The sequence below is a fragment of the Nitrospirales bacterium genome (assembly GCA_031315865.1).
Lineage (GTDB): Bacteria > Nitrospirota > Nitrospiria > Nitrospirales > UBA8639 > JAGQKC01.
On record JALDRJ010000002.1, the window covers coordinates 558,650 to 572,455 of the forward strand.

General features: G+C 50.2%; 13 protein-coding genes. 10 read left to right on the plus strand and 3 right to left on the minus strand.

The annotated features are described in order from the left end of the window. Positions 1-6 precede the first annotated feature (6 nt). Positions 7-567, minus strand: a complete 561-nt coding sequence (locus MRJ96_02575; GenBank protein ID MDR4500326.1) for a hypothetical protein — start codon at positions 565-567, stop codon at positions 7-9. A gap of 211 nt (positions 568-778) precedes the next feature. Here MRJ96_02575 and MRJ96_02580 point away from each other — a divergent pair, with 211 nt between their 5' ends. From MRJ96_02580 to MRJ96_02600, 5 genes are all read left to right on the plus strand, one after another. Continuing rightward, complete coding sequence (locus MRJ96_02580; GenBank protein MDR4500327.1) at positions 779-1,282, plus strand: transcriptional repressor; 504 nt, start codon at positions 779-781, stop codon at positions 1,280-1,282. Positions 1,283-1,362: 80 nt separating this feature from the next. Next, positions 1,363-2,343 (plus strand): extracellular solute-binding protein, encoded by a 981-nt coding sequence (locus tag MRJ96_02585; GenBank protein MDR4500328.1) that lies wholly within the window; start codon positions 1,363-1,365, stop codon positions 2,341-2,343. Between the two features lie 10 nt (positions 2,344-2,353). Further along, positions 2,354-3,943: an iron ABC transporter permease gene (locus MRJ96_02590; GenBank protein ID MDR4500329.1), complete on the plus strand. Its 1,590-nt coding sequence runs from the start codon at positions 2,354-2,356 to the stop codon at positions 3,941-3,943. A gap of 111 nt (positions 3,944-4,054) precedes the next feature. Beyond that, the gene (locus tag MRJ96_02595) at positions 4,055-5,143 is read left to right on the plus strand and encodes an ABC transporter ATP-binding protein (GenBank protein ID MDR4500330.1); all 1,089 of its coding nucleotides are present in this window, start codon (positions 4,055-4,057) and stop codon (positions 5,141-5,143) included. A gap of 14 nt (positions 5,144-5,157) precedes the next feature. Next, a complete protein-coding gene (locus MRJ96_02600; protein MDR4500331.1) occupies positions 5,158-5,859 on the plus strand; it encodes a Spy/CpxP family protein refolding chaperone in 702 nt (233 codons plus the stop codon). Positions 5,860-5,951: 92 nt separating this feature from the next. Here MRJ96_02600 and MRJ96_02605 read toward each other — a convergent pair whose 3' ends face one another. Then, positions 5,952-6,974 carry an FAD:protein FMN transferase gene (locus MRJ96_02605; GenBank protein MDR4500332.1) on the minus strand — a complete coding sequence of 341 codons (1,023 nt, stop codon included), beginning with the start codon at positions 6,972-6,974 and terminating at the stop codon, positions 5,952-5,954. Between the two features lie 88 nt (positions 6,975-7,062). Beyond that, positions 7,063-7,683 carry a hypothetical protein gene (locus MRJ96_02610; GenBank protein ID MDR4500333.1) on the minus strand — a complete coding sequence of 207 codons (621 nt, stop codon included), beginning with the start codon at positions 7,681-7,683 and terminating at the stop codon, positions 7,063-7,065. A gap of 553 nt (positions 7,684-8,236) precedes the next feature. Here MRJ96_02610 and MRJ96_02615 point away from each other — a divergent pair. From MRJ96_02615 to MRJ96_02635, 5 genes are all read left to right on the plus strand, one after another. Beyond that, positions 8,237-9,676, plus strand: coding sequence for an OprO/OprP family phosphate-selective porin (locus tag MRJ96_02615; GenBank protein ID MDR4500334.1), 1,440 nt, complete (start codon positions 8,237-8,239; stop codon positions 9,674-9,676). Positions 9,677-9,969: 293 nt separating this feature from the next. After that, positions 9,970-10,347 (plus strand): hypothetical protein, encoded by a 378-nt coding sequence (locus MRJ96_02620; GenBank protein MDR4500335.1) that lies wholly within the window; start codon positions 9,970-9,972, stop codon positions 10,345-10,347. Continuing rightward, positions 10,344-11,030 carry an FMN-binding protein gene (locus MRJ96_02625; protein MDR4500336.1) on the plus strand — a complete coding sequence of 229 codons (687 nt, stop codon included), beginning with the start codon at positions 10,344-10,346 and terminating at the stop codon, positions 11,028-11,030. Before MRJ96_02620 ends, MRJ96_02625 begins: the two co-directional genes overlap by 4 nt. 17 nt (positions 11,031-11,047) lie before the next feature. Next, positions 11,048-11,575 carry a hypothetical protein gene (locus tag MRJ96_02630; protein MDR4500337.1) on the plus strand — a complete coding sequence of 176 codons (528 nt, stop codon included), beginning with the start codon at positions 11,048-11,050 and terminating at the stop codon, positions 11,573-11,575. 320 nt (positions 11,576-11,895) lie between these two features. Continuing rightward, positions 11,896-13,677 (plus strand): hypothetical protein, encoded by a 1,782-nt coding sequence (locus MRJ96_02635; protein ID MDR4500338.1) that lies wholly within the window; start codon positions 11,896-11,898, stop codon positions 13,675-13,677. Positions 13,678-13,806: the final 129 nt, after the last annotated feature.

Consider the following 13,806-nt stretch of genomic DNA (forward strand, 5'->3'; position numbering starts at 1 on the left):
TCATCTTCAAATTCCAAGCACCGCATTAAATCGCGCAATCTGAGACGACGTCAAAGTAAATTCTCCAGTACATTCAATACGAGAAGGCACGAGCATCACCGTGTGAAAAGAGATATCGCGTATCGCAATTTTTTGTTGCAACGAATCCGCTGCACCGATTTCAACGGCTTCGACTGATTCCATGACTTGACCATTGTCCTGCGGTCCATAGGTAGCCACCACTTCCTGTAAGATTTCCATGATTTGTTCATGGACTTCAGAGTCCTTGACCGTCTGGTCGACCAAATCAATGATTGGCTCGGCCTGACGGCTTAAACTAAAATTTTCCAACCGCTCTTTCCGCCTCAAGATTAGCAGATCGTTATCCACATCCTTGCTAAATGCCCCGTAGGCAAACCGCATAAACTCAAAGTGGAAGCCTTTCAGGCCTTTCCCCAACATTTGCAATTCACTGAGAAAAAGAAGTTGTTGGAATTTCACATCGCTCATAAACCCATGTGGCTCCGCCAAATGAAGCAAATAGAGTAACAAGGCCCGATCGACGGTAATCTCTGAAGGTTTTCGCATAGGTGTGGGGTATCCTTCTATCTTTGATGCTTGGCCGGGTATAATGGAAAGCGTTAGTGTATCCAGCACTTTGACGGAGGGTCAAGAATCATGAGCGGCATCAACGAGTCAAAGGAATTCGGGTAGTTTTCAGGTCCAAAATCCAGGAACCAGCTTGACCATGCAGGGATTTTGAGTTTTAATAGGCTTCCGTTTGCAAAGGTCTCCTCGCATGGCAAAAAACGCTAAAGAACTGCAACTGCTCAAGGATCATCTAACCAAGAACAACCTGAAGCTCACGCGACAACGCGAGAACATCCTGAATCATTTCCTGAAAATGGAACATGTGACGGCGGAGCAAATGTACCGGCTTCTATCCAAAAAAGATCCGCATATCGGCTTGGCCACGGTCTATCGAACACTCAAGCTCTTTTGCGACATGGGCATTGCCCAAGAACAACATTTTGGCTCCCAAACCCAGTTCGACAATGTCGCCCACAAAGGGCATCACGACCACTTGATTTGTACAACGTGCGAGAAAATCGTCGAGTTTGAGAATTGCCAGATCGAAGAACTTCAGGAAGAAGTCGCCGCGAAGAATGGGTTTTCGATCAAAACGCATCGATTGGAACTGTATTGCGACCCGATACGTCTGTCTGATGGAAACTGTAAGAACTGCCATCGCCAATTAACCGCTCAAGCGCCCTACCAATTAAATGTAAATGTAGCAACTTAAGATTAACCACCCTCAACATTAAAGATACACACATGCACATTCTTTTTCCTTTCATCTCTTTTCGTCTCTGTGTTTGCTTCATGCTCATACTTACTTTGGCTCCGTCTTCTCTTCTCGCAGCCGAACCGCTGGTTGTCTATTCGGGGCGAGCCGAACGGTTGATTAAACCCGTGCTGGATGTCTTCACGAAAGAGACGAATATTCCAGTGCAATTGTTGACTGGCAGTAGCACACAACTCGTCAATCGATTGGAGGCTGAAGGTCCCCATACCCCTGCTGATGTATATCTCACGAACGATGCCGGGACGCTTGAACGCGCGCATGAGCTTCGGCTATTGAAACCGCTTCAGATCGAAGGCATTGAACAGATGGTTCCCCAAGCTTTTCGGGCAGCCGATAATAGCTGGATCGGTTTATCCGGGAGGGTCTGGATCATCGTGTACAATACCTCGATGATCAACCCGGAACAAATCACCTCGATCCTCGACCTTGCCAACCCTAAATGGAAAGGAAAATTGGCGATCCCCAATGCCGGGAGCGAATACCTGCAAGCAGGCGTTTCCGTCATCAGCGCCGTACAGGGAGAAACCATTACCGAGGCATTTTTGAAAGGCATTCGAGACAATGCGGAAAATTCCGTGTACGGGCAAAGCAGTCAGATCGTCGATGCCGTCGCGAAAGGAAAAGTCGGATTGGGGTTAGTCAATCATTACTACATTTACCGGTACCTTGCCGATCACCCCAAAGCGCCGATCGCGCCTCTATTGACCGACCAAAAGAAAGGCGAAATGGGCCTGATCATGAATGCGACAGGCATTGGGGTTCTCACCCACACCAAGCGTCTCAAGGAAGCCAAATCCCTTGTTCAATTCCTCATTTCTCGAACCGGACAGCAAATGTTTTCGGAACGCAATAAAGAATACCCCATTCGTCCGACCGTCAAAGCCGATCCGGCGCTTCCTCCTCGCAAGAGTTTTCGCGTCGCTCAAGTTCCCCTGGCCAGATTGGCCGAACTCCGGGAGCCAACGATGTTATTGATCGAGCGATCAGGCCTCCGCTAATCCCATTGTCATGACAGCGCGTTCTTGGAGACAGGGTTTTTTTTCTCCCCTGTCTTTATTCGCGCTGACTATCGCCTGCACGTTGGCGTTCCCCCTGTTTTACGTGGGCTATTCGGCATTCTCTGCCAAGGGGGCCGTGTGGCAACGCCTCTGGTCCACCCGCATCCCGGAATTACTGTTCAATACGGTCACCCTGGCGATTGGCGTCGGGGCCACCACACTGATTATCGGTGTGGCCCTTGCGTGGTTCGTCACGCGATATGATTTTTGGGGACGGAGGGTATGGGAATGGGCAATCGTCCTTCCGCTCGCGATTCCCTCCTACGTCTTAGCCTATATCTATACCTATTTATTAGAAACCGGAGGATTTATCGAACAGGGCTGGCAGTGGATGATGGGGGCAGAGGCGCGCATTTTCTCCCCGTATAGTTTTGGAGGGGCCTGGCTCGTCATGACCTTAAATACATTTCCATATATTTACCTGCTCGCGCGAGCTGCGCTACAAAATGTCAATCTTTCGTTCGAAGAAGCCGCACAGGCCTTGGGAGCCACCAGATGGCAAACGTTGACTCGGGTCTCACTCCCCCTCATTCGTCCATCGTTAGTCGCCGGCCTTTTTCTCGTCACCCTCTACGTCGTCTCTGATTTTGGCGCAGTCTCTCTTTTGCGTTTCCAAACTTTCACCTATGCCATTTATCAGCAAATGACGAGTCGCTATGATTATGCCGCGGCATCCATCCTGAGCCTCCTGCTTGTGGTCTTTGCTTTTCTCTTTCTCATTGCTGAACGCTGGTTTCGACAACGAAGTCGATTCTTCCAAACAGGGGGACATATTCGCATGAAATCGCCGAAGCCCTGCGGAATGCTCCCCACCCTGTTACTCACGGCATTCATGCTCATGGTGTTTGGAGCGGCGTTCGGTATTCCGGTGTTCTTGCTCATTCATTGGACCTGGGCCGCTTGGAATGTTGGTGAGATGGGAAGCGGCTTCCTGTCGTACATCTGGAACAGCGCCATGCTTTCAGGTACCGCCGCCAGCATCGCCATCGTAGTTGGAACACCACTGGCTTTCCTGGCAAGTCGCTACCCGACGCGATTCAATCTCCTGTACCTTCAAGGAGCCTATACAGGTTATGTCTTGCCTGGACCGGTCGCGGCCTTAGCGTTACTCACACTCTTCACGCAAAACCTGCCGTTTTTATACGGAACGGCGTTAGTCTTAATCCTCGCGTATCTCATCCATTTTCTCCCTGCTGGCCTACAAGCGATGGAATCGGCTATTCAGCAAGTCAACCCCAACATCGAAGAAGCCGCAAGGAGCCTCGGCCGACATGCGTTGAGTTCGTTCTGGCAGGTCACGTTTCCACTGGTCCGTGGAGGTTTTATCGTCGCCTGGATACTCATGTTTCTCCAAGCCATGAAAGAACTCCCGGCCACGCTGCTCCTGAGACCTGTGGGATTCGATACGCTCTCGGTGAGAATCTGGCTTGAAGCGAGCGAAGAGTTGTATCAGCTCGCGGCGCCACCGGCTCTTTTAATTATTCTGATCACCCTTCCCGTCGTCTTACTCCTCACGAAGAAGAATTGGCAGACGACGTAACGGCTCTTGAACATCGAAAGATCTGAATCGTTATAATGTGCCATGTAGTCAAATCAGGTATCAGCTTACGCAAGCGCTACAACATAACATGATGCTATTTCCCATTTTTTCATGACGACATCCCAGAAACCACCACTCAACAAACACACAAACATCCTCGACATCCGGCATGTGACGTGTCAATATCTGGCTGACCAACCAGCCGTTCAAGACATTTCTCTGGCTGCTCAGGAAGGTGAAATCATCTGCATCTTGGGCCCATCGGGATGCGGGAAAACCACCACCTTACGGGCCATCGCGGGATTTGAAAAAGTCACAGGTGGTGAGATTTATTTAGACGGGCATCTTGTTTCTTCTGCAACGACGCATGTTCCCACAGAACGGCGGCGAGTCGGCATGGTCTTTCAAGACTATGCGCTGTTCCCTCATTTGACGGTCAAAGATAATGTGGCCTTTGGATTACAGCGGTTATCAGGTGCAGAGCGACATAACTGCACCACGACGATGTTGCAGCTCGTCGGACTGATCGGATTCGAAAGTCGGTATCCACATGAACTCTCGGGAGGGCAACAACAGCGGGTCGCTCTTGCCAGAGCCCTGGCCCCCAATCCCGTCATCTTGCTCCTGGATGAACCGTTCAGCAATTTGGACCCGGACATGACCATCAAGATGCGGAATGAACTGCATCGCGTGCTGAGACAAACCAATACCACCGCCGTGCTGGTCACCCACGATCACCAAGAAGCCTTTGCCATGGCCGATCGGGTCGCCGTGCTTCAAGACGGGCTTCTCGTCCAGTATGAGACTCCCGAAACAATTTACCATTTACCCGCTTGTCGATTTGTCGCGGAATTCGTCGGCAAAGCGGATTTTATTCCCGGGTTTATTCAAAACGGGATCGTGAAGACTGAAATTGGCCAATTTCCAAATCACAGTCACTACCAAGGTGTCCCGAACGTCTTGGTCATGGTTCGCCCTGACGACATTAAGATCGCCCGCATCTCATCAGGCACTGCTCGTATCGTGAGCCGCCAATTCCGTGGTTCCCAACACCTCTACAGCATCGAGCTGGCGTCTGGACATATCGTCCATTGTGTGGAACCATCAGATCATGCCTATACGATCGACTCCAAAGTGACATTGGAAGTTATCGCCACGCATACGGTATTATTTGAAGATACGACTGCATCAACATGCTAAAGGAGGACAACCCGATGCAATACCTGACCATGAAACGCGCAATGCTCTTATCCCTGATCTGGCCTAGTTGTTTGACGCTCATCCTGCTTGCCATCCCACTCCTCGCCGGCGCAGAAGGCTATGGAAGTAGTTATCACAAGATGGGTATGGGAGGGCATGACTCGCCGCACCACAAGATGAACTACTCCGGACATGGAGGAAGTCATCATGGGACGATGGGAGGAGCCCACCATGGCAGCGGTTATGAGAAAGGTCATGGCAGCAGTCTCAATTACGGAACACACATGGGGCCCCACCAAAGCGCGAGCGAATTTATTGAACATGTCTTGAAATTCAAAGATGGCATGGCCATCACCGATGAGCAAGCCGCGAAGCTTCGAAGCGTGGAAACCGAATTTAAAAAAGAGAAAATCAAGATGAAGGCTGAGGTGGAACTCGCAAATCTTGATCTACACGAGCTACTCAAGAATGAGGAATCCAGCCTGTCTGACATTGAAGCCAAACTTAAAAACGTGCACAACTTAGAAGCCGATTTGCTTATGGCGTCCATTAAAGCAAAACGTGAAGCCAGGGCCGTGTTGACCGATGAACAACGAAGCCGTATGAAGGCCGTCCATGACCGAATCAAGGCCTACTCTTCAGGCGGAATGTCAGCAAAGGGCCATCCTGGTGGGTATAAACACCATGGCAAAGATCAAAAGAAGGGCGACTATTGAACCACGTTGTAGCGTAAAGATGCTTCATAAAAAGGGCCTCAAATGAGGCCCTTTTTACTACCTTCCGTTTCTTCCAAATCCTTGGGCCTTGTTCAGTTCAAAACATGATCCTGAAAATGCAACCGGCCTTTCAGCCCGGATGAAACAGACACGTTCCCTTCTGCATCCACGATCACTCCTTCGACATCAGGAAGCCGCTCGATCAAGGCCATGCCCCTTTGCGGGCCCATGACAAAGATTCCGGTATCGAGCCCATCAGCCATGACACCCTGTGACGCGATGACCGTCACGCTTTGAGTCAACCGCGCAGGATGCAGCGTCTTGGGATCAAGGATATGATGATACCGGATGCCGTCTTTCTCGAAGTAGCGTTGATAGTCTCCGGCTGTGGACACCGCTTCATCTTCCAACTCGATCGTCGCCAAAACATGACCTTGCTCTTTGCGGGGATGTTGAATTCCAAAGACAAATTGCTGTCCGTCAGGCATACGGCCGAACGTCTTGATGTCACCTGAAATCGCCACGACTCCGGCCGTTGCGCCGGCTGCCTTCATCACTTTTTCCGCCAGATCAGCCGCATAGCCTTTACCGATTCCTCCCACGTCGATTTGCATCCCTGGACGAACGAGGTACGCCGTTCCTGATCGAGCATTCAATGTCAGATGAGACATCTGCACAAGCGGCCGCACCGCTTGGAGTTCTTGTTGTGTCGGAATTCTGCCTTGTTCACTCACATTCCAAAGTGCTACTGCAGGACCGATGGCAATAGTGAACCCACCTTCGGTGAGTACATCCATCGTAAACGAATGCTGAAGAAGCTCCATGGATTCGTGACTGATGGCTATAGCATGTTCACCCGCAGCCGCGTTGACGTTCGACAGTTCACTGTCTGGAATCCAGGTGCTCCACAGCTCCTCCAGACGATGAATCTCTTTCAATCCCGCATCCACAGCCCGCCGGGCGATGACGTTATCCGGTGCGACTCCGGTCACGAACACGATTGTCCCCATCAAATATTGACTGCGTTTAACCAGCGCCGGGAACGCAAGACCAACATCCAATAGCGACACAAAAAAACACGCGAGTAAACACTGACAGAGTTTCGTTTTACACATAAGATTGATTAGGGTAAGTCAGGGTTGAGAATACTTGCCCATGGGATACTGACGAACGGTTGAGACTCTTGTTGTCGTCAGCCTATCATCATCGTCGTTTAAAATACCTCACGTTTGGATAGGGATTCACGGAAAATAGCCTGGACTGTTCGCTGACAGGCTGAGGCAAGGCAATCTTCAGAGGAAGCCCGCGAAGCTCGGGGATTTTTTCCTGAAACGTTTCCCAGTCTGGCTGATCGGACTCTATGTTCAACTTCACCATTCTCTGCGTCCGAGGTGAATCGATCGCAAAATTCCACGTCCCGAGGTAATTCACACTCTCCGCATGCACGGTGAAGGTCGCATCAAGATACGATTCAGCTCTATACGGACCATCGCTGACTTGAATCCTCACAAGCCTGTAAGTGCCTGGGAGCAATCGCAAGACAAACGCGTCCTCACTCGCATCGACATACTCACGAATTTCATGATCAGTTTGAACATTCACGAAATCCAAAAACCGCACATGGGTCCAGTCCCACCGAAAATAGGGACCCGCTTGCTCGACCTTGATCACACCAAATGCCAACACCTTCCCGTCTGTGCCAGGCAGCACGTCTTCAGTTTGCGTGAATGCACAAGCCATAGAGAGGATGGCCATCGTCACGACAAGACAACCCTGAATGATGGCGGTCCATCTGATCGTCATTCGATTCAAGTCAAGAGGCATACGGTGTACTTCTCCTTCATATCAAGCATTTAGCTCCACTTTCCTCAGATCTCACAGGCCTATGGATATTGTATAGCAAGAAATTCTGTAGAGAGAAAAACAGATACGTGCCAAAAGCTTGACAAAGTTCGGCTCAATTGCTTATTAATAATGGTTATCAATATCATTATATATATTACTTAAAACTATTCTCAAATTCATCAATCACGCGTTCCTTTATCGGGTAGAAAGCGAGTCAAATGCAATCATATGAGGACAAGTCCAATGAGGATTTATCTGAAGCCCGGTGTCAGTGCGGGCAATTAGTGGCGAAATTTTGTTCGAATGGAGTTGAGCTTAAGTGCAAACGGTGTAAACGTCTAGTCTTAATTCCTTTCTCTTCCCTTGCCCACTCTGAAATCAGCGTCCAGCTCTGCTCTACCCCACGCACGCTCGGGCCTTCTTCAAAGGGAACACGCCAGAAACTGATACCAACAACCTGAGGGCCGTCGAGTCCCTTTATTTATCTGCTGAGGACCATAGAGTCCCCTTTGCCATTAGAGAGGTGCGCTTTATGAAACAGTGGGTAACACGGGGAACTCTCGTGCCATCAGCAATCCTAATGTTCTGCTCAATTACTGCAGGCGGATTAGGAGCGGAAGAACTCACCACCAGTCAACAGGAAGCTGTCCGAAAAGAGGTCCAACGCATCCTTCAGGAGCAAGGATATTCAGACCCCTCTGGACCGCCCCCGACGGGAGCTCCAGCTTCCAAAGACAAAGTGAGGCACTTGGATGACTTGTACAAACAATCCAGGACCGGGGACTCGGACTCAGGGTCAACGAAGGAAGGGTCTGGTGCCCTCATTTACGCCAGGCCGTTTGTGGCGTCGCCCAAGGCCATCCTCGGTGGATATATGGACTTTGAATACATCAACCGGAAGGGCTCTTCTCCAAATTTCGACCAACATCGTTTAGTGCCCTTTATCTACGGCGATGTCAGCGACAACGTGAAATTCGCCGCGGAGATTGAGTTTGAACATGGCGGAGTCGGAGACGAACTGAAGATAGAATTTGCGGTGATCGACTACCTCGTGAATGAACCCTTCAACCTTCGAGCCGGAATCATTCTTCTCCCCGTCGGGAAATTCAATCTGTTGCATGATTCTCCACTACGCGACCTGACCGATCGTCCGTTGGTCGACCAACGAATTATTCCCACCACCCTTCACCAACCGGGAGCGGGAATCTATGGCACCTTTTATCCAACCAGCCTCTCACAGATCAACTATGAAATTTATGTCACCTCCGGCTTTACTGGCGCATTCGGCGGAGACGGCAACCCCAACTATGCCGCTGGAGGTTCAGGGACATCTACCATTACACAAACGGCGGGACTGCGAGGTGCGAGAGACAACCTGACCGAATTTGACAGTAACGCCGGAAAGGCCGTGGTCGGTCGAATCGCGATCAGCCCATTCCTCGGAGCCGAAGTCGGCCTGTCGGGTTACTATGAAATGTATGACCCTCAAAGCGACCGGGAACTCATCATCGGCGCCGTGGACTGGACGTTTCAGAGAGGGCCGTTTGAATTCATTGGAGAAAGCGCTTGGACTTATATCCAGGACAATGACAGAAACGTCATCACCAACGTCAAGATTCCTACGGGAACGGACATTACCAGCACCCTCTTTCCCACCAGAATGCAGGGCTATTATTTACAGCTCAACTATCACTTCCTTCCTTCCTTTTTAGTAAGACTGGCACCGAGGCATTTCCGGGAGGAAGTGTCCACATTTACCGCTGTCGCTCGATGGGAGGAAATCAATCTCGCGTCCAATTTATCCGGAACAGAGGCGGCGGCTAGAGGCAAAGCACAACGCGTGACGTTTGGCTTAAACTTTCGACCAACAGAAGACACCGTCTTCAAATTCGACCTTCAATACGACCCGGAAGTATTGGGGACTAGGAAACATGGCAAAGCGTTCCTAGCCTCGGCGGCTACGTATTTCTAAAGGCTCAGAAAAGAATGACACGAAGGGTGGATTGTCCGTCCTTCGTGTTGTTCAGCATCTCCTTACAAGAAGATTCTTTCACAGCCTCTCATAATTCCATTGACTCTCTGAGTCGAATGTTTGTATGATCGCAAATCATAATGAGAATCAACATCATTTAGAATATATTTAATTATCATTTTCATTTCATGCCTCACTTTCTCTATTCCCCCTTTTGTGCTTTCATTTTAGGCCTGACATTCCTCGCCGGATGCTCTACCTTGGAAGGCCCTTCCTTGAAGACTGAGCGATATATGGCCTGCCCTCAAGACTCGGTATGGAAGGGAGCTCTCCAGGCCCTGGAACATTACCCCATCACGCTCAAAGATAGACCTCAAGGCATCATCAAGACTGACTGGCGCGTCCAACCGGTTCAAGGTCGTGCCTTTGGCCTGTTTGGTCGTGAAAACATGGGGGATAAGGAACGTGCACGGCTTACCTTTTCCATGAAGTCCCTTCAGGCTGGAGTCGTGGCTATCACGTTGACCGAACGTCGTCAACATTGGGGGTTTGTTGGCGGCGCACGGCTCTACAAATGGTACCCGGTTGAACCGTCTCAACAAGAAATTCAGGAATTTATGAAACGATTGACTGCCGTACTTGACAAGGAGGATTGCATCATCGAATCATGAAAAATCTCTCACCTGCACTATTGCTCGTAGCCTTAACCGTCACGATTGCTGGATGGTCTTTTCCCGCTTTCGCCGAACGCGTATGGGACCAAGAATTAAACAGATACCTCACGCCGGAAGAATTAGGTCAAGAGGATGTCTATCTTACTCCCGATGAGGCAGCAGCCCTCATGTTCCCAGACTCCACCACTATTCGAAAAGAATTGCTGACGCTCACGCCGGAACAAAAACGCCAGATTGAAGACATTATTGGTTGGAAATTCCCTGAATCTTCGTTTGAGTGCTATGTCGGCGAAACCGACGGCGACATCGACGGATGGGCGCTTATCCAAAACACCGTCGGCAAACACAAACCCATGACCTACATGGTCGGGGTCAATCCTGATGGGGAAGCGACGAATGTTGAAGTCCTGGTGTACCGCGAATCCCGGGGAAGCGAAGTACGAACCAAACGGTTTAATTATCAATACGAGGGAAAAGACGTCTTTGATCCAATCCGCATCAATCGGGATATCATTAATATTTCCGGCGCAACCATGTCCGTACGTTCCATGAGTGCTGGGGTCAAACGAGCCCTCGTGTTGGTGAATGAATTTTACCTGAAACCTCAAGGACTCGGGACCGAAACCCTCGTCGCGGGGAATAAGGAAAAAGGGTTTTTTGAATCACTCTTGGGATTTTGAATGACGTGTGGCGCTGAATGCGGAATTTTAATACACGGTTTCGCCTTCGCGACACCGACCGGCAGATTCGACTGGTCTACACCTGGTTTCTTCTTCTCATGTTAACCGGCTTCATCTTTACTTTTGTCTGGGCACACAGCATGACCGATCTTACCCCTAAAGGCATTGCCCAACATTACCGCGGATCCGATGCCAACTTTGGCGAACCCATGTCCTTCGGACAGTTGGCGGAGACCACGCATTTTCATCTTTTTACCATGCCCGTTGTGTTCTTAATCATGGTGCATGTCCTGTACCTCACCATGGCCAGTCCTTTCCTGAAAGTCGCAACGACATGGCTGTCGTTTCTTGGCGTCACCTTGGACCTGCTTTCACCCTGGTTGATCACGTACGTGTCTCCTGTCTACGTTCTTACGTTATTGGCTGGAGACATCATGATGACCCTGGCATTTTTAGTGATGTTTATCATTCCAATGAGGGAAATGTGGTTTAACAAACAACCGTTGGTGTACATAAAATCCGACGACTATCGCGAATCCAAATAAGTTCCAATTAATAAATACGATAAACCCCGCGCGGTACGACGTTGAACCATACGGAAGTTATTTGAAACGGCTATAGTCATCCATTCAAAGGCAACCAAATAAAGTAGGCCAGAGACTGTAAGTCCAGAGCCCATGAGAATCAGGAATGATCTCATGGGCTCTTTTTTTTTGGAGATTGAGGGGCGAATCCCATCATTCGCTTCATCAAGCGGGGGACTTCCTCCTGGGTCCCCCGCCCCTCTACCTTGTCGATTGATGAGATAACTCATCACTTTTATATTTTTTCTATCCCGATTCTAGAATCTTGGAGATCGACTCACATGAGCATCATCGAACAATTCCGCTCCTCACGATCACGAATAATCGTCACATGGGTCCTCGCATTAGGACTATGCGTGCCCCTTGTTGTATCCCACGCACAGGCACAAGAAATTGAAGAAGAAACCGATCCTCCAGAAATCGCCAATGGAGAGCGCCTGTTCCTGGAGACTCGCTTCGCGCAATTCTTTAAAACCTTCCTCGACAACGGTGGCGATACCAACGCACTGCTGCCTTCGGGCGATCCCTCGCTCGATAAAACCGTGAATTGGCAGAATCTCCCCGAGCAGTTTGTCGACGGCCCGTTCGCAGGTCTCTCCATGAACTGTCGAAGCTGTCATCTTGTTGATGAGATCGGTGTGGAAGCGGACGGCACCATAAACTATGGCATGCGCACCTATACGGACTTCGCCCGACGAAGCCCGATTCCTCAACGTGAAGATGGAAAAACCGTGACGGCTCGAAACTCCCCGCCTCTGGTCAACGCCGCACTCCCCAGAAGCAATTTCTTTCTTCACTTCGATGCGGAATTTCCCACGATGGTCGACCTGGTTAAGGGAACGCTGACCGGGCGCAACTATGGTTGGGTGCCGGGCGAACTCGCCGAAGCCATCGCCCACGTCGCCCGTATCATTCGGGAGGACGATGGAAAGGGCGAGCTGGCAGGGGAATTTGGATACCTCTCCTACACAACCCTTCTTACAGGCACCGATCCGAATATTCCAGGAGACTTTGTCCTGCCTGAAGAATTCCGGGTGGACGTCGTGAATGCGTCAGATCAAGAACTTTTTCAAGCCGTCGCACGACTCATCGCAGCGTATACGGAAGATCTCGTCTTCTCTCAGGATGATGACGGCAATTTCAATCTTTCACCTTATGACGCCTTCTTACAGACGAACGGACTCCCCCAACAACCCCGGAAATGGGAATCCGACATTGCCTACAGCAAACGACTGCTTCGAAAGATTGAAAAACTGGAATATCGAGGACACCTACAGTTTATCTCGCAAAACCCGAATACCGAGGACGGGGCATTCGAATTTCACCCGACTCAAGCCTTTGTATTCGGCGAGCAAGAATTACGAGGGCTGAAAATCTTTTTCACCAGCAAGTCCCATCGCCTGCAGCCGGGCAAGTTAGCGCAAGGCGGGATCGGCAACTGCATTGCCTGTCATGCCGCCCCGAATTTTACTGACTTTAAGTTTCATAACACGGGAATCGCACAGGCGGAATATGATGGCATTCATGGCGACGGGGCCTTCGTCCGACTTGATATCCCCAGGCTCATTCGACGGAACAGCCATCCGAACGAGTACTTACCGGCCACCGAACAGCACCCACACTCCCGAGAACCCTACAGGGCGATCCCCACACCCGAAAATCCACAATTGACGGACTTGGGGGTCTGGAATATTTTCTTGAATCCCGATTATCCAAAATCTCAGGGGCGAATCTGGCGCACGCTGTGCGAAGAAGTATTGCGAGACCACTTCCGTCCATTTAGCTTCATTCGATTCTGCCGGCCGAATCAACTTCTTTCGACCGCCATCGCCCGATTTAAAACCCCTGGCCTTCGCGACTTGGAGCATTCAGCGCCTTATACCCATACGGGCCAGATCGACACGCTTGAAGACATGATTCGGAGCTACATCAAGAATGCGAGTCTGACTAGAAGCGGCGACCTCAGGAATGGCGATTCGAGATTGTCACGAATCGGGTTAACCGATGAAGACATTACGCCCCTGGTTTTGTTCCTCAAATCGTTGAATGAAGACTACAGCTAAGATAGATGAGCGAATACCATGGCTCCGGCTCTCTGGAGTCTCTACGATACCGACTGAACGATTGAGCATCGCTCACCCATACAACTGGCAGGAATGATCATTGTGAGTCATACGCGCGGCAATCGGGGA

Coding starts and splice junctions, on each gene's coding strand:
- MRJ96_02615 (MDR4500334.1), top strand. CDS start 8,237: ATGAAACAGTGGGTAACACGGGGAACTCTCGTGCCATCAGCAATCCTA.
- MRJ96_02595 (MDR4500330.1), top strand. CDS start 4,055: ATGACGACATCCCAGAAACCACCACTCAACAAACACACAAACATCCTC.
- MRJ96_02600 (MDR4500331.1), top strand. CDS start 5,158: ATGCAATACCTGACCATGAAACGCGCAATGCTCTTATCCCTGATCTGG.
- MRJ96_02610 (MDR4500333.1), bottom strand. CDS start 7,683: ATGCCTCTTGACTTGAATCGAATGACGATCAGATGGACCGCCATCATT.
- MRJ96_02590 (MDR4500329.1), top strand. CDS start 2,354: ATGACAGCGCGTTCTTGGAGACAGGGTTTTTTTTCTCCCCTGTCTTTA.
- MRJ96_02630 (MDR4500337.1), top strand. CDS start 11,048: ATGCGGAATTTTAATACACGGTTTCGCCTTCGCGACACCGACCGGCAG.
- MRJ96_02635 (MDR4500338.1), top strand. CDS start 11,896: ATGAGCATCATCGAACAATTCCGCTCCTCACGATCACGAATAATCGTC.
- MRJ96_02585 (MDR4500328.1), top strand. CDS start 1,363: ATGCTCATACTTACTTTGGCTCCGTCTTCTCTTCTCGCAGCCGAACCG.
- MRJ96_02580 (MDR4500327.1), top strand. CDS start 779: ATGGCAAAAAACGCTAAAGAACTGCAACTGCTCAAGGATCATCTAACC.
- MRJ96_02620 (MDR4500335.1), top strand. CDS start 9,970: ATGGCCTGCCCTCAAGACTCGGTATGGAAGGGAGCTCTCCAGGCCCTG.
- MRJ96_02625 (MDR4500336.1), top strand. CDS start 10,344: ATGAAAAATCTCTCACCTGCACTATTGCTCGTAGCCTTAACCGTCACG.
- MRJ96_02605 (MDR4500332.1), bottom strand. CDS start 6,974: ATGTGTAAAACGAAACTCTGTCAGTGTTTACTCGCGTGTTTTTTTGTG.
- MRJ96_02575 (MDR4500326.1), bottom strand. CDS start 567: ATGCGAAAACCTTCAGAGATTACCGTCGATCGGGCCTTGTTACTCTAT.